The organism is Erythrobacter rubeus (assembly GCF_014705715.1).
GTDB lineage: Bacteria > Pseudomonadota > Alphaproteobacteria > Sphingomonadales > Sphingomonadaceae > Erythrobacter > Erythrobacter rubeus.
This window is the reverse complement of sequence record NZ_JACXLC010000001.1, coordinates 2784429-2800975: the sequence shown is the minus strand read 5'-3', so window position 1 is coordinate 2800975 and position 16547 is coordinate 2784429. Positions and strand designations below refer to the sequence as shown.

The 16547-nt window shown below is 61.9% G+C and carries 18 protein-coding genes and 1 pseudogene; 12 read left to right on the top strand and 7 right to left on the bottom strand.

The window, feature by feature from the left end:
- The first annotated feature begins 95 nt into the window (after nt 1-95).
- Together IB285_RS13815 and IB285_RS13810 are read left to right on the top strand one after the other, a co-directional pair.
- Nucleotides 96-1097: an NADP-dependent oxidoreductase gene (locus IB285_RS13815; protein WP_190788703.1), complete on the top strand. Its 1002-nt coding sequence runs from the start codon at nt 96-98 to the stop codon at nt 1095-1097.
- Nucleotides 1094-1645, top strand: a complete 552-nt coding sequence (locus tag IB285_RS13810; protein WP_190788702.1) for a nuclear transport factor 2 family protein — start codon at nt 1094-1096, stop codon at nt 1643-1645. Before IB285_RS13815 ends, IB285_RS13810 begins: the two co-directional genes overlap by 4 nt.
- Here the strand turns inward: IB285_RS13810 and IB285_RS13805 are convergent.
- The gene (locus IB285_RS13805) at nt 1642-2055 is read right to left on the bottom strand and encodes a PaaI family thioesterase (protein ID WP_190788701.1); all 414 of its coding nucleotides are present in this window, start codon (nt 2053-2055) and stop codon (nt 1642-1644) included. The two genes, IB285_RS13810 and IB285_RS13805, sit on opposite strands and share 4 nt — an antisense overlap.
- A gap of 104 nt (nt 2056-2159) precedes the next feature.
- Here IB285_RS13805 and IB285_RS13800 point away from each other — a divergent pair, with 104 nt between their 5' ends.
- On the top strand, nt 2160-3743 hold the full coding sequence (locus IB285_RS13800; RefSeq protein WP_190788700.1) for a fatty acid--CoA ligase: 1584 nt from the start codon (nt 2160-2162) through the stop codon (nt 3741-3743).
- Nucleotides 3744-3746: 3 nt separating this feature from the next.
- Here the strand turns inward: IB285_RS13800 and IB285_RS13795 are convergent, their stop codons facing one another.
- The gene (locus IB285_RS13795; protein WP_190788699.1) at nt 3747-4253 is read right to left on the bottom strand and encodes a carboxymuconolactone decarboxylase family protein; all 507 of its coding nucleotides are present in this window, start codon (nt 4251-4253) and stop codon (nt 3747-3749) included.
- Nucleotides 4250-4783: a carboxymuconolactone decarboxylase family protein gene (locus IB285_RS13790; protein WP_190788698.1), complete on the bottom strand. Its 534-nt coding sequence runs from the start codon at nt 4781-4783 to the stop codon at nt 4250-4252. The genes IB285_RS13795 and IB285_RS13790 overlap by 4 nt, the downstream gene beginning before the upstream one ends.
- Nucleotides 4784-4905: 122 nt before the next feature.
- Here IB285_RS13790 and IB285_RS13785 point away from each other — a divergent pair, with 122 nt between their 5' ends.
- On the top strand, nt 4906-5259 hold the full coding sequence (locus IB285_RS13785) for a nuclear transport factor 2 family protein (RefSeq protein WP_190788697.1): 354 nt from the start codon (nt 4906-4908) through the stop codon (nt 5257-5259).
- A gap of 7 nt (nt 5260-5266) precedes the next feature.
- Here the strand turns inward: IB285_RS13785 and IB285_RS13780 are convergent, their stop codons facing one another.
- Nucleotides 5267-5791: a nuclear transport factor 2 family protein gene (locus IB285_RS13780; RefSeq protein ID WP_190788696.1), complete on the bottom strand. Its 525-nt coding sequence runs from the start codon at nt 5789-5791 to the stop codon at nt 5267-5269.
- An 88-nt stretch (nt 5792-5879) separates the two neighbouring features.
- Between IB285_RS13780 and IB285_RS13775 the strand changes: the two genes are divergently transcribed.
- Nucleotides 5880-7157, top strand: a complete 1278-nt coding sequence (locus tag IB285_RS13775) for a cytochrome P450 (RefSeq protein WP_190788695.1) — start codon at nt 5880-5882, stop codon at nt 7155-7157.
- A 1-nt stretch (nt 7158) separates the two neighbouring features.
- Here the strand turns inward: IB285_RS13775 and IB285_RS13770 are convergent, their stop codons facing one another.
- A complete protein-coding gene (locus tag IB285_RS13770; RefSeq protein ID WP_199803374.1) occupies nt 7159-8781 on the bottom strand; it encodes an FAD-dependent oxidoreductase in 1623 nt (540 codons plus the stop codon).
- A 103-nt stretch (nt 8782-8884) separates the two neighbouring features.
- Between IB285_RS13770 and IB285_RS13765 the strand changes: the two genes are divergently transcribed.
- On the top strand, nt 8885-9673 hold the full coding sequence (locus tag IB285_RS13765; RefSeq protein ID WP_190788693.1) for an SDR family NAD(P)-dependent oxidoreductase: 789 nt from the start codon (nt 8885-8887) through the stop codon (nt 9671-9673).
- A gap of 6 nt (nt 9674-9679) precedes the next feature.
- Here the strand turns inward: IB285_RS13765 and IB285_RS13760 are convergent, their stop codons facing one another.
- Nucleotides 9680-10492 carry an SDR family NAD(P)-dependent oxidoreductase gene (locus IB285_RS13760; RefSeq protein ID WP_190788692.1) on the bottom strand — a complete coding sequence of 271 codons (813 nt, stop codon included), beginning with the start codon at nt 10490-10492 and terminating at the stop codon, nt 9680-9682.
- Between the two features lie 133 nt (nt 10493-10625).
- Here IB285_RS13760 and IB285_RS13755 point away from each other — a divergent pair, with 133 nt between their 5' ends.
- The 3 genes from IB285_RS13755 to mobA are packed head-to-tail and all read left to right on the top strand — an operon-like array spanning nt 10626 to nt 11907.
- Nucleotides 10626-11045 (top strand): nuclear transport factor 2 family protein, encoded by a 420-nt coding sequence (locus tag IB285_RS13755; RefSeq protein ID WP_190788691.1) that lies wholly within the window; start codon nt 10626-10628, stop codon nt 11043-11045.
- Nucleotides 11045-11386 carry a putative quinol monooxygenase gene (locus tag IB285_RS13750; RefSeq protein WP_190788690.1) on the top strand — a complete coding sequence of 114 codons (342 nt, stop codon included), beginning with the start codon at nt 11045-11047 and terminating at the stop codon, nt 11384-11386. The genes IB285_RS13755 and IB285_RS13750 overlap by 1 nt, the downstream gene beginning before the upstream one ends.
- A complete protein-coding gene (gene mobA / locus IB285_RS13745) occupies nt 11383-11907 on the top strand; it encodes a molybdenum cofactor guanylyltransferase (protein ID WP_199803493.1) in 525 nt (174 codons plus the stop codon). Before IB285_RS13750 ends, mobA begins: the two co-directional genes overlap by 4 nt.
- On the opposite strand, the gene IB285_RS13740 is transcribed toward mobA, so the two are convergent.
- Nucleotides 11904-12905: an NADP-dependent oxidoreductase gene (locus IB285_RS13740; RefSeq protein ID WP_190788689.1), complete on the bottom strand. Its 1002-nt coding sequence runs from the start codon at nt 12903-12905 to the stop codon at nt 11904-11906. The genes mobA and IB285_RS13740 overlap by 4 nt on opposite strands.
- 119 nt (nt 12906-13024) lie before the next feature.
- Between IB285_RS13740 and IB285_RS13735 the strand changes: the two genes are divergently transcribed.
- The 3 genes and pseudogenes from IB285_RS13735 to IB285_RS13725 form a co-directional block, all read left to right on the top strand.
- Nucleotides 13025-15163, top strand: coding sequence for a molybdopterin-containing oxidoreductase family protein (locus IB285_RS13735; RefSeq protein ID WP_190788688.1), 2139 nt, complete (start codon nt 13025-13027; stop codon nt 15161-15163).
- Between the two features lie 30 nt (nt 15164-15193).
- Nucleotides 15194-16204, top strand: coding sequence for an NADP-dependent oxidoreductase (locus IB285_RS13730; protein ID WP_190788687.1), 1011 nt, complete (start codon nt 15194-15196; stop codon nt 16202-16204).
- A 4-nt stretch (nt 16205-16208) separates the two neighbouring features.
- A pseudogene (locus IB285_RS13725) lies at nt 16209-16547 on the top strand (hypothetical protein); the annotation flags it as partial.

Below are 16547 nucleotides of genomic sequence, written 5' to 3'. Positions count from 1 at the left end.
GTTTGGCCGCGCGCCTGCGCACCGCGCCAAAGTGATAGCAGACTAGCAAAAGCGAGGGCTTGCCGGGGTGCGAGCAGGCAGAGAGAACACGCGCCATGGACAATCAATTCTGGCGCATCGAGCGCCGCCCGGAAGGCACGGATTTCGCCAGCGCTCTGGCCCTCGTGGACGAACCGCTGGCCGATCTGGAGGACGGCGAAATCCGCATTCGCAACGCGATGCTATCGATGGATGCAGGAACGCGGCTCTGGCTGACCGACCGCGAAGATGGGTATCAGCCGCCGCTTCCGGTCGGAGCGCCCATGACGGGCCTCGTGGTGGGCGAAGTCGTGGCGTCGCGCGCCGACGGCTTTGCACAGGGCGACCTCGTTCGTGCATTCGGGGTTTGGGGCGCTTTCAGCCAGGTCGATGCGGCGATGAGCGGGGCGATCGTGCTCGATCCGTCGGTCCAAGACAGGCGAGCGTGGTTCGGACCGCTGGGCATGAACGGCTGGACCGCGCTGTGGGGCATCGAGGAGACCGGAGCCGCGAAGGAAGGCGAGCGCGTGCTGGTGTCCGCCGCGGCCGGGTCGACCGGCATTCTCGCAGTGCAGGTCGCAAAGCTGCTTGGCTGCGAGGCGTGGGGGATTGCCGGCGGCGCGGAAAAATGCCGCTTCCTCACCGAGGACATGGAGATTGCAGGCGCGATCGATTACAAGGCCGGTAATGTCGGCGCTCAGCTCGATGCAGCGGGCGGTTTCGACGTCTATTTCGACAATGTCGGCGGCCCGCTGCTGGATGAGGTGCTCACCCGCATGAACCATTACGGACGAGTAGCGGTGTGCGGCCTCCTGTCCGATTACGGATCCGGCCAGCGGACCACACCAAAAGAATTCGACCAGATCCTGATGCGCCGCCTGCGGGTCGAGGGGTTCTTCAGCCCCGACTTCATGGATCAGGGTGAGCGGCTGACGGCGCGGCTCAAATCGTGGCTCGACGAAGGCAAGCTGCACATGCCCTACGATGTGACCCGCGGGCTTGAAAACACGCTCACCGCCTACGAAAAGCTCTTCAAGGGCGGCAATATCGGCAAGGTCATCGTGGAGCTGGATACATGAGCATGAGGCTGGAAGATCGCGCGGCTATCACCGATATCCTAACGGCCTACGCGCACGCCATCGACCGGCGGCGCTGGGAGATGATGGACCGCGTCTTCCATGAGGATGCGCAATTGCAGTTCGGCACTGTGCTGGGCGATTGGCGGGGTTTCGTGGAGCAGGCACGCGCGATCATCGATCCGTGCCTAGCCACACAGCATCAGCTCGGCCAGATCCAGTTCGGATTCGAGGGCGATAGCGTCTGCCACACCGAAACCTACATGACCGCCATGCACACCATTCCCGCAGGCTATGCGCTGGCGGAGGTGTTTCCCGACAAGGGTGCGACCTATTCGGCGGTCATCGCGGGGCGGTATGTCGACCGCTTCGAAAAACGCGCCGTCAGCGGCACCGCGCAATGGCGGATTTCCAAGCGCACTGGCCTTTACGACTGGCGCGAGTTTCGCGAAGTCGAAGGCGTCGATCTTTCTAAAATGCCCGAAGGCTCTTGCGGCTACCACGATGAGCGCGATCCCTCGACGCCGGTGGTCGCCCGCTTCCTCGGCTAACGCCGGATCGCGAACACGCCGGACATCGTTGCAATGCGCTCACCACCTCGCACGATCTCGCCCGATGTGTAGGCCGTGCGTCCGCCCAGTCTGTCGATCCGCGCATGCGCTTCGAGCCAATCGCCGAGCATTGCAGCCGCCAGGTAATTCACGTTGAGCGTAACGGTCGAGGGCGCAAGGCGCGGCCGCTCCGCGTCATAGACTGCATGGCTCAACGCGACATCGGCAAACGTCGATATCACCCCGCCATGGGCCGCGTTCTTATAATTGATATGGTGCGGCATGATCCGCAGACCGACGATCTTTGGCCCTTCGCCATGCGCCCTCAGGAAATAAGGTCCGCCATGATCGAGGAAGCCGGGCGTGAATTCGGCGCGGGCGAAATCAGGAGGCACATCGTCTGCGTTCATGCCGCGATGGTAGCGCAGCCTGCTCCATGCTCCGCTATGAAATATGCCAATGCCACCTTCCCGCCCGCACGCTTACGCTCAGGCGGATGGGACAGGAACAGATGATGCAAGCAGTTTTGGAAGCCGAGTCGTTTTGCGACATCGTGCGCGAACACGCCCGGCTGCAGGGCAGCACCACCGCTTTCACCTATGGCGACGAGACCATCAGCTTTGCGGAGCTGAACGAAGGCAGCAACCGGGTCGCTCACGGTCTGGAGGCGCTGGGCGTAAAGAAAGGCGAACGCGTTTCTTTCCTCGGCAAGAACCACCCGCTTTACTTCGAAGCTCTGCTCGGCGCGGCCAAGATCGGCGCGGTGATGACGCCGGTGAACTGGCGCCTCGCCGCCCCGGAAGTCGCTTATATCCTTGCCGATTGCGAAGCGCGGGTGGTGTTCGTGGGGGAAGGCTTCGCGGATGTCCTGACGAAGGTTCGCCCTGACACTCCGCTGGTCGAGCAGGTCATCGGAATCGACGCGCCGGATCACGCGGGGACCGATTACCGCACGTGGCGCGATGGCTTCCCGGCAATTCCCGTCAGCGCCAATGTCGGCCTCGATGACGATGCCCTGCAGCTCTACACCTCCGGCACGACAGGCCGGCCGAAAGGCGCGGTGATGACCAATCGGTCGATCCTTTCCAGCCGGAACGCCGCGGATCAGGACGAAATGCGCAAGTGGCAGGAGCCCAAGGAAGGCGACGTCACTCTGCTCGCAATGCCGTGCTTTCACATCAGCGGAACGGGCACCGGGATCGGCACGATGGTCGCCGGCACCAATTCGATCGTCCTGCCCGAATACGATCCGACCAAAGCGCTCGATCTGATCGAGAATTACAACATTTCGAAGATCTTCCTGGTCCCCGCCGCGATCCAGATCCTGCTCAACCACCCCCGGATATCCGAGGTCGATTTCAGCCGCCTTCAATACATCACTTACGGCGCATCGCCGATCCCGCTTGAGCTGATGAAGCAGGCGATGGAGGTGCTCGGCTGCGGGTTCGTGCAGATGTACGGCATGACAGAGACCTCGGGTACGATCGTCGCGCTCGATCCGGAGGACCACAAGCCTGAAGGCTCGCCGAAAATGCGCAGCGTCGGCACGCCGATGCCGGGGGTCGAGCTGAAAATCATCGATCAGGACGGAAATGAGCTTCCGGTCGGAACAGTCGGTGAAATTGCAACGCGATCGTCCAAGAACATGAGCCGGTACTGGAACAAGCCGGAAGCCACGACCGAAACGATCGATGAAGATGGCTGGCTACGCACAGGGGATGCGGGGTATCTCGATGACGACGGATACCTCTATATCCACGACCGCGTGAAGGACATGATCATCTCGGGCGGCGAGAACGTCTACCCGGCGGAGGTCGAAAACGCGCTCTATGCGCACCCCAAGATCGCCGACGTTGCGGTGATCGGCATCCCGTCCGAAAAATGGGGCGAAGAGGTGAAAGCCTGCGTTGTACTGAAAGCGGGCGAAGCGCTAAGCGAAGCGGAAATCATCGCCCATGCGCGCGAGCATATCGCGGGCTACAAATGTCCGAAATCGGTCGATTTCATCGAAGCGCTCCCGCGCAATCCCTCCGGCAAAATCCTGAGGAGAGAATTGCGCGCACCCTATTGGGAAGGGAAAGATCGCGCCGTAAACTAGCGGCTATCTGAGCACGCCTTTTGCCGAAGCGGGGGGATGCAGGGCATCGCCCTGAACCGGTTCGAGCGCCATCACCATCCGCACGCGGCACATCGCATCGAACAGGCTGCCTGCGACCGAAAACGCGACATAGCCCGCCTCGCCCAGCGCGTCCTTTACCGCCTCGGCCTCGGCATCGGTGATCGCCGTATGCTCGAACGGAATGCGTTCTGCATAGGCGAGGCACACACGCTCGCTATCGCTGAAGAGATCGCTCGAGCGCCAATTCGCAAGCGCCGCGCGCTTTGCATCCGACAGCCCGCTCGCCTCATGCCGTATGGCGAGTTCGGCATCGCATCGGTGTACGCGCGCAACCGCGAGGCGGATCATTTCGAGCAGCGCTGGATCGAGCACGGCCTCGTCCCATAGCGTCCCGTAAAAGGCCTTGAACTCCTCCATCAAATCCGCGCGGTGACCGAAAAATTCTTCGGCGGGCGACCGCGCTCCGGGGGCTTTTTCAAGCCAGCTCACGATGGTGCCTGGGCTGGGGCGGGCGTCGGCAATTCGGTTCGGCCCATATGCTCGGGCTCAAGACCCATAGTGATCAACGCTTTGGCGAGCGCAAGGAACAACGTCACGCCAAGGCCGAGCTCGGCAATCTGGGCAGGCGAAAGATGTCGCGTGAGCGCCGCGCGCGCATCGCCGGTGAGCAGCTCCGGATCATGGATCAGCGCATCGGTGAACTTCAGCACGGCTTTTTCGGTATCGGTGAGATTGTCCGAAGTCTCGTAGCCCTCGGTAATGTCGTCGACGATCGTTTCGTTCAGACCTTCGCCGATCGCCTTGTCGAAACGGACATTGCGGCAAAACCCGCATTCTGTGACGCGCGCATTGCGCATCCGCGCAACCTCTTTCAGCCGCGCGGACAGCACATCGCTGTCCCAGAACTTGCCGTATAGATGCGTGAAGCGCTCGGCGAGCTGGGGATGATGCGCGAGCACCGATCCGAAATGCGCCGGCTCTCCGGCGATAGCGGACGAAACTCTGGGCGTGGTCGACATGGCCTGTCTCCTGTGCGCTGCACCATACACCCATTTGCCCTCGCGGCGGCCCTCGCCATTTTCGCAGGGGTGGCCCTCCCATTGGGCGTGGCATAGTTCCTTTGTCGAGCAAGGAGGACGTGATGGCAGGCGAAGCGCAGCGGGTAATCGAGCAATTCTGGAAGATTCAGGACGATGGCGACTACACGAAACTGGCACCTCTATTTGCCGAGGACGCACTGCTCGAGGACCCGGTCTGGGGCCGGTACGAAGGGCGCGATGCGATCCTGGAATTCATGACGACGATGGTGAAGGAGATGGGGACGCGCAAAATCCATTTCACGGTCGATGAAATCTGCGGCGACGATCACGCGGTGTGGGCGCGCTGGACGATGCACTCGCCCGAAGGATCGCGTGGCGGCGTCGGCATCTACAAGGTCGCGAATGGGCAGCTGACCTATTACCGCGACTACATGGACCCACCGGTCGAGGAGTGATTGCCCCTTACAATCGGCGATAGAGCGGGTGGCCGCTCTGGTCGATCTGCGCAGTCGGCAAGGGGAAATCGGGGTCGGGCGTGAAACCAGGCTGATCCGTCAGGTCGCTTTGCCAATCCAGCAGATAGATGCGCGCCGAGATACGCCACTCCTCGCCGTTGCCTTCGCTCCGTTTCTCCCACTCATCGAGATAGCGTCCGCCGAACAGATTGCCGGCAAGCGTCCCGTCGTCCTGCCGCTTCGCGCCCGCAAATATGCCGTAACACTCGCTGCTCGCGCTCTTCGCCGAATGAAACCGGATGAGCGGCTGCGAGAGCATGTGCCAGCGCCGGTCCGATCCGCGCTCCACCTCCATGACTATCGGCAGGAACTGGTCCGCACGGCCTTTGTAAAAGCCGTAATCGACCTCGGCATCGGGCCAATAGCATGTCCCCTGCCCTTCATCATCGAGCCAGTCGAGGGTACGGGCGTAGCGCTGAATAACGTCATTTATCGCGTGCCTGTCGATCAAGTCCTGCAGCGCGGGTTCCATGTCTCATCCTCTCCAATCCGCCAATTGTATGCGCGCATTATCGCGGCGACGGTGCGGGGAGCGCCATAGGCAGTTTCGGGAGGGATGGATGGCCAGCGCCGCCAACGATGATCTGAATATCGACCTGTTCGATCCTGCCACGCAGCAGTGCCCCTACGACGCGTACAAGGCGCTGCGCGACGAAGCGCCGGTCTATCACATTCCCGGCACCGACATGTATGTTGTCAGCCGGTACGAGCATGTGCGCGAGGTGCTGATGGACCCACAACGCTTTCCAAGCTCCGCCGCGGACAGCCAGTTCCGCGCCAGCGCGGGAGACTTGGACCGGGCGCACAAGGTGATGGAGCGCTTCGACGAGAAGGGCTGGATCCCGGCCCCGACACTCAATGGCCGCGACGATCCCAATCACAAGCAGATGCGCGCAATGTTCAATCAGGCATTCAAACCATCGAAGATCAAGGAGATCGACCCGCAAGTCGAAGGGCTAGCCTATGAGCTGATCGATGGCTTCATCGGCGACGGACATTGTGAGTGGGTGAAGCAGTTCTGCGTCCCGCTGCCGCTGTTCATCATCGGCGAGCAGATGGGCGCGAAGCGGGAGGACATGTGGCGGATCAAGCGCTGGACCGACGCCTTCTTCCAGCGCATCTCGCTGATGCTTCCGGAAGACCGGCACATGGAAATGGTCGACCGCGAGATCGAAGCGCAGCACTATTTCCAGCCAATCTTCGAAAAGCTCCGGGTGAACCCAGACGACAGCCTGATCAGCGTTCTGGTCAACACCGTGATCGAGGAATGGGGACGCCCGCTGAACGATAACGAACTGCATGCCGAAATGATGGCCGATACTTTCGTTGGCGGCAGCGAAACCACGACCAATGCCCTGGCTGCGGGCATGAAGCTGCTGATCGAGAACAAGGACGTCTGGCACAAGCTCAAGAGCGATCCCGACCAGTACATGAAGACCTTCGTCGAGGAGGTCGTGCGACTCGAAAGTCCGGTGCAATCGCTGATGCGCTTCGTGAACGAGGACACCGAGCTTGCCGGTGTGACTATCCCGGCTGGCGCGATGATCAATATCCGCTTTGCCGCCGCCAACCGCGATGAGCGGGCATTCGAGTGTCCCGAGAAGCTAGACCTCGACCGGGCGAAAGCAGGATCGCATATTGGGTTCGGTTCGGGCACGCATCATTGTCTGGGCGCACCATTGGCCCGCCGCGAGCTAACCTGGGGCTTCACTGCCGTGGTCGACCGGTTCGAGGATATGTGGTTCGCCGACGGGAAGAACGACTTCGAATATCACCCGCACTTCCTGCTGCGCAGTCTGAAAGAGCTGCACATCGAATTCGAGCCGAAGAAGCGTTAGCTCAGATGTTCGCCCGCGCCGCGCTGCGTCCCGCAATATAGCCGAAGGTCAGCGCCGGGCCGAGCGTGCCGCCTGCGCCCGCATAAATTCCGCCGGTCGGGCACGCGATCGCATTGCCTGCGCCATATAACCCGGCAATCGGCGCTCCATCGTGACCCAGGATACGTGCCTTGCCATCGGTGCGGGCGCCGCCATTCGTGCCGAGCAGACCCATGCGGATCTCCACCGCATAGAACGGCCCGCGCTCGACCTTCCCGAGAGTGACCGCCGCCCCCTCCCGGCTCCGATCGCCATAGAAATGGTCGTAGACCCTGGTCCCGCGCTCGAAATCGGGATCGTGGCCAGCGTCTGCATGATCGTTGAACCGACCGACGGTCTTGGCGAGTTCTTCAGGCGGAACGCCGATTGTACCGGCCAGCTGCTCCAGCGTGTCGGCGCGCGTGACCCAGTCCGGCATCGGCTGGCCCGGCAGACGCGGTCCGATGGGATAACGCTCGGCATAGTTCTCATCGAAGATAAGCCACGCAGGCAGGTTCGGATAATCGTAGGTTTGCGGATCGAACTGGTGAAAGGCCCCTGCAAGCGACGAATAATTTGCCGCTTCGTTGCAGAAACGCTGCCCCTTGCGATTGACCATCAGCGAATGCGGCACTGTCCGCTCGATCAGGACCGGCGCAGCCCGCTGCTGTCCGTTCGGCCACGGATTATCGGGAATGACCAGTGTGGGCGCCCACCAGCCCTGCGTCATGTTGCCAAGTTTCGCACCGCTTTCCATCGCCAGCGCCAATCCCTCGCCGCGCGCGGTCGGCGGGCTGGCAGGCGCATCCATAGGTCCGCGCAGGAACGTCTGCCGCTTGTCTTCGTCCCATTCGAAGCCACCAGTGGCGATGATGACACCGCTTCTTGCAGCAAGCTGAAAAGGCTCGCCGTCGCGCGAACCCTCGATCCCGGTGACCCTGCCATCGCCGTCACGCAGCAATCGCCGGGTCTCCACATTCAGGATCGGTTCGATCCCGCGATCGAGACACGCCTTGAGCAGCCGGCCGATCATCGCCTGGCCGAAGCCGCGCTCATTGTTCGCCATGCGCCGCTGGAGTTCCTCTGGAGGAACCACACCGCTGCCGCCTCCTAGTGGCGTTTCGCGCAGCATCATCGGCTTGGGCTCTTCGATAGCGGTGATCCAGTCGGCCCATTCGCCAAGCTTCCCGAGCGCAAACAGATCGTGATCGAGCGCGCGTCCGCCGTCGGGTTTGGCGCCGGGTCGGTCGAGATAATAGTCTGGATAGCCTTCGAGCAGCGCGACTTTCAATGCGCCGGCCTCTTCCAAGAAGGCGAGCGCTTCCGGACCTGCATCGACGAAAGCCTCCAGCGTCTCATCGACCAGATCGCCGTGGTCGAGACTGCGAAAATAGGCGAGCGCGTTTTCGCGGCTGTCTTCCAACCCGGCAGCGCGCTGGCGCGGATTGTCCGCCACCCAGATGACCCCGCCCGAAACCGCCCCGGTGCCGCCGATACGGTCGAACCGTTCGATCAGGGCGACTGCCGCGCCCGCCTCATGCGCGGCAAGCGCCGCCGTCATACCCGCCGGACCGCAGCCCAGGACGATCACATCTGTCTCGCTCATGCACGACATAGAGGCGCGCAGGCCCGGCCCCGGCAATCCCTCATTTTGGCAAGGTGCGCGGGCGGCTTCCACCCGCTACGCAGCTCAAAAAGGGAGAGAAGCGATGAAACTCGAAGGCAAAGTGGCAGCGATAACGGGCGGCACGGCGGGATTGGGGCGCGGGATTGCCGAAGCGTTCCTAGCCGAAGGCGCCAAGGTCGCGCTGTTCGCCCGCAACCCTGACAAGGGTGCGAAGGTCATCGAGGAACTTGGCGCGAAATATCCCGGTGAGGACCGCGCAATCTTCGTCTCCGGCGATGTCATGAACCAGTCCGATGTCGAAGGCTTTATCGACAAGGCGAACGATCATTTCGGCGCGCTCGACATCCTCGTCAACAATGCGGGCGGCGCGGGCGATCTGCAACCGATGGTGAACCTATCGGACGAGGCCTTCGACGAAGCGATGAAGTGGAACGTCTATTCCACCTTCTGGGCCACTCGCCGCGCCCTAAAGCCGATGCTGGAAAAGGGCGGCGGGCGCATCATCAATATGTCATCGATGGAGTGCAAGCACGGCAAGCCTGTCTTCACCGCCTACACCGCCGCGAAGCACGCTGTGAACGGCATGACCAAATCGCTCGCGCGCGAGGTTGGTGAAGCCGGTGTCACGGTGAACGCGATCTGCCCCGGCCTCGTCGTTACCGATATCATCAAGAATAACGGGCCCGCCACTGCCAAGGCGATGGGCATGGAATTCGACGAAATGATCACGATGTTCGCCCAGGAATCCGCGATCAAGCGTCCGAACACCGTCGAGGAGATCGCCGCCGTCGCCGTGCTGCTCGCCAGCAAGGAAGGCGCAGGGATTACCGGCGCGATGATCAGCGTCGATGGCGGAACCGCTCAGTTCTGATCGGCTTCAGCCTTCGTTCTGCTTCGCCATCGCGGCGCCGACCGAAGCCTCGATATCCTTGGCCTGCGGATTGCCGCGCAGGGTCAGGCCGCCATTGGGCTGGATGTGTTGGCCGGTCAGAAACGCCTTGTCGCTGCACAGCCATGCACAGGCCTGCGCCACGTCATCAGCGGTGTTTAGGCGCCCAAGCGGATATTTCGAAAGAAACGCATCGACCAGCCCCGGCACATGAAAGCTGTCGGCAGTCATCGGGCTCTCGGTGAAAGCAGGTGAGACCGTGTTCGCCTTGATCCCGAAATGTCCAAAATCATTCGCGACACACTCGATCAACGCCTCGGTCCCGCGCTTGGTCCCGATATAAGCGGCGTGATTGTTGATCAGCGCCTTGGTCGTGGCGGACGACAGCGTGATCAGCGAACCACCAGTCGGCTCCTGCTCGCTCATGACTTTGACGAAGGCCTGCAGGAAATGGTGCGTGCCTTTGAAGTGAAGGTCGGTGATCTTGTCGAGATCCTCCTCGGTTGTTTCGAGCAGGTTGGCGAGTAACGCCCAGCCTGTGCAGTTTATGGCTGCGTCGACGCGGACCATGTCGTTCACCGCCTTCGCGGCAAGCTGATGGACCTGCCCGTGGTCGGTGATATCGCACAGCCCGTAATGCCCGCCGATCTCCTCGGCGAGCTGGGAAAGCGGGCCTTCGTGACGCCCAGCGACCAATACGGTGGCGCCTTCGGCAGCGAACAATCGCGCAATGGTCTGCCCGATATTATCCTTCGATGCGGCGCCCAGCACCACTGCTGTCTTGCCTTCAAGCTGGCCCATATCCTGTCCTCCCGGTGATTTCGCGATGTCACCTTACGCAAGGTCATGGACCTCCACCCTTCCCAAAAGTGTCCATTGTCGCCGGGTGGATTGCAGCGGCAAAGGATTATCGAGGCTCACAGGAGAAGCGCGCATGTTCACAGGTCCGATGGAGGATCGCCTCGCGATCCGCGAATTGCACGAGGTTTACGGCGACGGTGTCGTTCGCTTCGATGCGGAAACATGGGGATCGGTCTGGGCAGACGATGCCGACTGGGACTTCATGGGCATGACCTTGAAAGGGCGCGAAGCGATTGTCGAAACTTGGCTCGGTGCGATGAGCAATTTCGATGCTGTCAGCTTCAGCTGCGTTCCTGCATCGATCGAGGTGAATGGCGACACCGCGACATCGCGGGTCCAAACGCAGGAAGTGCTGAAAGGCAAGGACGGCTCCACCCGGATGATCGGCGGGCTTTACACCGACGAGCTCGAAAAACGCGGTGGCCAGTGGGTCTACACCAAACGCGCCTTCCAGATCGTCGCCGAATACAACCCTGCAGAGGAGCCAGCCTGATGGCAAAGATTGTGATTGCCGCGCAGATCGATCTCGACCCGGAACAACGCGCCGAGGCGCTGGCGAGTGCAAAGCCCCATATCGAAGCGGCGCTCGCGCAGGATGGATGCATCGCCTATGACTGGAGCGCATGCGGCCAGAACCCCGGACGCGTCAACGTGTTCGAGGAATGGGAAAGCGAAGAGGCACTGGCGAACCATTTTGCCAACAGCGCCTATGCCGGAATGCGTGACCACATCGGAACGTTCGGCTTGATCGGCGCGGCCAGCAAGAAGTACCGCGTGAACGCAGAAGGGCCGGTTTACAACGCCGAAGGGCAAGCGACCGAGGCGTTCGACTGACGAACCGGAAAGCGATTCTTGGCGCGATCCTAGCCGGAGGACGGGCGCAGCGATTTGGCAGCGACAAGGCGCATGCCCTCTACCAAGGCAGGCGGCTGATCGACCACGTCGCGGAGAGCCTTGGCGCACAGTGCGGTGCAGTAACCGTATGCGGGCGCGAAGAGCTGGGTTTCGACTGCCTAGCTGACAGGCCCGAGGCCGAGCTCGGGCCGCTCGGCGGGCTCAACGCAGCGCTGCATCATGCGCAATCTCGAGGGTTCGACCACGTGCTGAGCGCCGGTGTCGATGTGCCCAATCTGCCGAACAACCTGGTTGAGGCGCTCGCTGGCGAAGGCGCTGCTATCGCTCAGAGCCAGCCTGTGGTCGGGCTTTGGCCAGTTTCGCTTTCGGGCGCGCTCGAGGCCTTCCTCGCAAAAGGTGGCCGCGCGCTTTACGGCTTTGCCGATCATGTGTCGGCGCGCCAGATCACGCTCGCCCCGCCGCTGCTCAATGTGAACAGGCCGGACGATTTGCCCGGTTAGAGCTTCAGCATCTGCTTGCCGCGGTTTTTGCCGACAAACAGGCGCTGCAGCGTCTCGGGCGCGTTCTCGAAGCCCTGCTGAATATCCTCTTGGTATTTGAGGCGGCCATCCTTCACGAATCCTTCGAGGCGTTTGCGGATGGCGGGGAATTCGCTTGCCCAATCGAGGACGATAAAACCGGCCATGCTGGCGCGGCGGAAGATCAGGTTGAAGTAATTGCCCGGCCCGGTCGGCAGTCCGCCGGATTCGTAGCGGCTGATGCCGCCGCAGATCACGACGCGCGCACCGGTCGCGATATTGGCGAGCATGTCATCCAGAATGGTCCCGCCCACATTGTCGTAAATCACATCGACCCCGCGCGGACAGTGCTCCTTGATCTGGCCTTTGACATCGTCCGCCTTGTAATCGATCGCCGCGTCGTAGCCCGCTTCCTTCACCAGCCACTCGCATTTCTCCCGGCCGCCTGCGATCCCGACCGCGCGACATCCGGCAATCTTGGCAAGCTGCCCGACGACGCTGCCCGTCGCCCCGGCGGCGCCCGACACCAGGACCGTGTCGCCCGCGACCGGCTTTCCGATCTTGAACAGCCCGCAATAGGCGGTGAGGCCGGTGGTCCCGAGCACCGAGAGGACGGCAGTAGGCGAAAGCGCGGTGTCGACCTTGGTCAGCCCTTCACCATTGTGAACGAGATATTCGGTCCAGCCGGTCGTTCCAAAAACGAGATCACCGACGGCGAATTTGCCGCCATTGCTTTCAACGACTTCGCAGATGCCGCTGCCCCGCATGACATCGCCGATGCTCATCGGCGCAACGTAATCGGCGATGTTCTCCATCCAGCCCTTTTGCGCGGGATCGAAGCCGAGATAATGCGTCTTCAGCACCATTTCGCCCTCGCCCGGCGCGGGAAGCTGCGTCTCGACCAGCTTGAAATCGCCGTCCTCGATGCCCCTGCCCCGTGGATGTCCGTTGAGAAGCCATTGGCGCGTGGTCGTGGTCATGGGAGCTCTCCTGATAGTGCCCCGCCCTAATGCGGCCCGCAGCCCCCGCGCTCCACGGACAAAAGTGTCAGTCGCTGCACGCCCCCGGTATGGTAGTTTACCGGCCAAGGAGACTTGCGATGGGTGCCCAGACTCACAAGACGTTTTGCCGGTTCTGCCATGCGAATTGCGCGATGGAGGTCGATGTTGAAGACGGGAAGGTTCTCGCCGTCAGGGGCGATCCCGCGGACCCGGCCTATCATGGCTACACCTGCATGAAAGGCCGCGAATTGCCGGATTCGCACAATGCCGAGCACCGCCTGCATCACAGCCTCGTACGCGATGAGAACGGCGAGTTTCAGGAAACGCCGATGCCGCAGGCGCTGGAGCATGTCGCGAGCGAATTGCGCCGGATCATCGATGAACACGGCCCGCATTCGGTCGCGGTGTTCATGGGATCGGGAGGTTTCCAGAACAGCGCCGCCATGGCCGCCTCGCTCAGCTTCGCGCAGGCAGTGGGTACGCGCAATTTCTACACTTCGGTCACGCTCGACCAGCCGGCCAAGGTCTTCACCACAATGCGCTACGGCAAATGGATGGGAGGACCGAACACGTTCTCGGAAAGCGATGTCGCAATGTTCATCGGCAACAATCCGATCGTCTCGCATTATGCGCCTGTGGGCGGTGTCCCGCCGTTCAGCCCGTCGCGCCGCATCAGGGACCGTCAGGCCGAGGGGATGAAGCTGATCGTCGCCGATCCGCGCGAAAGCGATGTTGCCCGGCTCGCCGATCTGTACTTGCCGGTAAAGCCGGGCGAGGACCCTGCCTTGCTCGCAGGTATGCTCAACGTGATCATCGAAGAGGGCCTGTACGATCGCAATTTCGTCTCTGCCCATGTCGATGGCTTCGATGAACTGGCCGCCGCGGTAAAAGTGATGACGCCGGAGATCGCAGCGGAGCGCGCGGGAGTTGATAAGGACAAGCTTGTCGCTGCGGCGCGGATGTTCGCGGGCGGCTCCAAAGGCTGCGCGGTCACCGGGACCGGACCGGAAATGGCGGGTAACGGAACGCTCACCGAATATCTGGTGACATGCCTGAATACGATCTGCGCCCGTTTCAAGCAGGAAGGTGAGAAAGCCGCGATCCCCGGCGTCTTCACCACCCCGCAGGGCCCGCGCCGCGCGCAGGTTGCGCCGCCCATGCCGATGTTCGGCGCCGAAGGTATGCCCAAGTCGCGCTTCCGCGATCTCGGCCATCTCGGCTGGGAAATGCCGTGCAACGTGCTCGCCGATGAAATTCTTACGCCCGGCGAAGGACAGGTGCGCGCTTTCATTTCGGTCGGCGGCAATCCGGTCGTCGGCTTTCCCGATCAGGCGAAGATGGTCCGCGCGCTCGATGACCTTGAACTGTTCGTCCAGATCGACCCGTGGATGAGCGCGAGCGCCAAGCGCGCCGATGTCGTGCTCGCGCCTTCGCAATGCCTCGAACGCGAGGACATCACCAACCTCTCCGAATGGTGGCACGAGGAACCGTATGCCCGCTATGTCGAAGCGGTCGCGACCCCGCCGGGCGATGTGATCGACGAATACGAGATGTTCTGGACGCTCGCCAAGCATCTTGGGATCACGATGCAGCTTGCAGGTGGGCCGCTGCCGATGGACCGAAAGCCGACCAAGGAGGAATTCCTCGACCTGATGGTCGCCGGCTGCCTCGTCCCGCCGAGCCAGGTTCGCAAGGATGCCCAGGCAAATGGCGGTGCAGCGGTGGTCTATTCGGACAAGCATCCCGACGTCGAACCGCTGGAGGAAAGCGAATTCCACCGCTTCGATCTTGCCGTGGGCGACATGCCGCGGGAAATCCTGCGTTACGCCGACAATCCGGCCCAGCGAGAAGGCTTCGACTTCAAGCTCATCAGCCGCCGGTCGAAAACGCGGTTCAACTCGATCGGTCATCCGCTCAAGAAGCTTCAGGAAAAGACGACCACCAACCCCGCCTATATCCATCCTGACGACATCGTCGATCTGGGGCTTGAAGAGGGGGGCATCGTCGAAATCAGCAGCCCGCATGCGACCATTCACGGCGTCGTCAAGGCGAGCGACAAGGTTCGCCGCGGCCTCGTTTCGATGGCACATGCCTATGGCGACGCCGATGCTTCGAAAGAAGACGTGCGGGAACGCGGCTCGTCAACCAATCGCCTTACCAGCGAAGTGGTCGATTACGATCCGATCACCGGCCAAAGCCTGCAAAGCGCGATACCTGTCAAACTGGTCGCGGCCTGAATTCAAAACCCGAACAACAAAGGAATTTCCATGCCCAATAATCGGCGCTTCCTCCTTCAGCGTCGCCCCGATGGCGAGCCTGTCCGCGACGATTTTGAATTGGTCACCGAGCCGGCCCAGGAGCTGGCGGAAGGGCAATTCCTCATTCGCAATCACTATGCGTCGCTTGATCCGGCGATGCGCGGCTGGATGGATCCAAGCGGGAATTACATGCCGCCGATCCCGCTCGGCGATCCGGTTCGCGCCAGCACGATCGGCGTGGTCGAGGAAAGCCGCGCAGAGGGGTTTGACAAAGGCCAGTGGGTCATGGGCCTCAATGCGCTGGAAGACTATTCCATCGGCGTCGCTGGCGGCTTTACCCAGCCTATCGATCCAGACCTGGTGCCCAACGTCACCAATTACCTCTCGATCTTCGGCGCCGTCGGCATGACCGCCTATTTCGGCTTTCTCGAAGTGTGCGAGCCGAAGGAAGGCGAAACCGTGCTTGTATCCGGCGCTGCGGGAGCGGTGGGTTCGCTCGTCGGGCAATTGGCGAAGATCAAAGGATGCCGCGCCGTCGGCATCGCAGGCGGCCCGGACAAGTGCGCGAAGCTGACAGAGAAATACGGCTTCGATGCCGCGATCGATTACAAAGGCAAGGACGAAACCGCGCTGACCAAGGCCATAGCCGAGGCGGCACCAGACGGGGTCGATGTCATCTTCGAAAATGTCGGCGGCGAAATCCTCGATGCGGGGCTGATGAACCTCAACCTCTATGCCCGCGTCGGGCTGTGCGGCCTCATCAGCGAATACAACACCGAGCCGCGCGGTGCGCGCAATCTGTGGCGCCTGATCGTCAATCGAGCTTCGATCAGAGGGCTGCTCGTGTCCGACTATGTCGAGCGGTTCGGCGAAGGTGCTGCCAAAATGGGCGAGTGGGCCGCCGCCGGAAAGCTCTACAGCGAAGAGCACATCGATGAAGGTCTCGAAAACGCCTATGACAGCTTCATGCGGCTGTTCGCGGGATCGAACCAAGGCAAGATGATCCTGAAGATCGCCTGAGGCTGTGCGCGACCTGCTCGTCCTGTCCGGTGGCCACCCCTATGAGCGCGAACCCTTCGCGCAATTGCTGGCAAGTCTGGGCGACTGGAATGTTACCCACCTCATGCATCCAGAGGCCGAGCAGGCGGTGGCAGGCGGCCAGGCGCAGGATGCCGATGCGGTGCTGTTCTACGATATGGGCGGATACACTTTCGCCGATAACTGGGTCACTTCGCGCCCGCCATCGGAGGCGTATCGCCGCGCCATAGTCGATCGCTTCAAGGCCGGTCGGGGCGCAGTCGCGATGCACCACGCGCTCGCCGGATGGGCGGATTGGCCGGAGTGGCACGAAATGCTGGGCGGC

Coding starts and splice junctions, on each gene's coding strand:
- IB285_RS13790 (WP_190788698.1), bottom strand. CDS start 4,783: ATGTCGACCACGCCCAGAGTTTCGTCCGCTATCGCCGGAGAGCCGGCG.
- IB285_RS13780 (WP_190788696.1), bottom strand. CDS start 5,791: ATGGAACCCGCGCTGCAGGACTTGATCGACAGGCACGCGATAAATGAC.
- IB285_RS13730 (WP_190788687.1), top strand. CDS start 15,194: ATGCCCAATAATCGGCGCTTCCTCCTTCAGCGTCGCCCCGATGGCGAG.
- IB285_RS13755 (WP_190788691.1), top strand. CDS start 10,626: ATGTTCACAGGTCCGATGGAGGATCGCCTCGCGATCCGCGAATTGCAC.
- IB285_RS13760 (WP_190788692.1), bottom strand. CDS start 10,492: ATGGGCCAGCTTGAAGGCAAGACAGCAGTGGTGCTGGGCGCCGCATCG.
- IB285_RS13770 (WP_199803374.1), bottom strand. CDS start 8,781: ATGAGCGAGACAGATGTGATCGTCCTGGGCTGCGGTCCGGCGGGTATG.
- IB285_RS13805 (WP_190788701.1), bottom strand. CDS start 2,055: ATGAACGCAGACGATGTGCCTCCTGATTTCGCCCGCGCCGAATTCACG.
- IB285_RS13815 (WP_190788703.1), top strand. CDS start 96: ATGGACAATCAATTCTGGCGCATCGAGCGCCGCCCGGAAGGCACGGAT.
- IB285_RS13750 (WP_190788690.1), top strand. CDS start 11,045: ATGGCAAAGATTGTGATTGCCGCGCAGATCGATCTCGACCCGGAACAA.
- IB285_RS13735 (WP_190788688.1), top strand. CDS start 13,025: ATGGGTGCCCAGACTCACAAGACGTTTTGCCGGTTCTGCCATGCGAAT.
- IB285_RS13800 (WP_190788700.1), top strand. CDS start 2,160: ATGCAAGCAGTTTTGGAAGCCGAGTCGTTTTGCGACATCGTGCGCGAA.
- IB285_RS13765 (WP_190788693.1), top strand. CDS start 8,885: ATGAAACTCGAAGGCAAAGTGGCAGCGATAACGGGCGGCACGGCGGGA.
- IB285_RS13810 (WP_190788702.1), top strand. CDS start 1,094: ATGAGCATGAGGCTGGAAGATCGCGCGGCTATCACCGATATCCTAACG.
- IB285_RS13740 (WP_190788689.1), bottom strand. CDS start 12,905: ATGACCACGACCACGCGCCAATGGCTTCTCAACGGACATCCACGGGGC.
- IB285_RS13785 (WP_190788697.1), top strand. CDS start 4,906: ATGGCAGGCGAAGCGCAGCGGGTAATCGAGCAATTCTGGAAGATTCAG.
- IB285_RS13775 (WP_190788695.1), top strand. CDS start 5,880: ATGGCCAGCGCCGCCAACGATGATCTGAATATCGACCTGTTCGATCCT.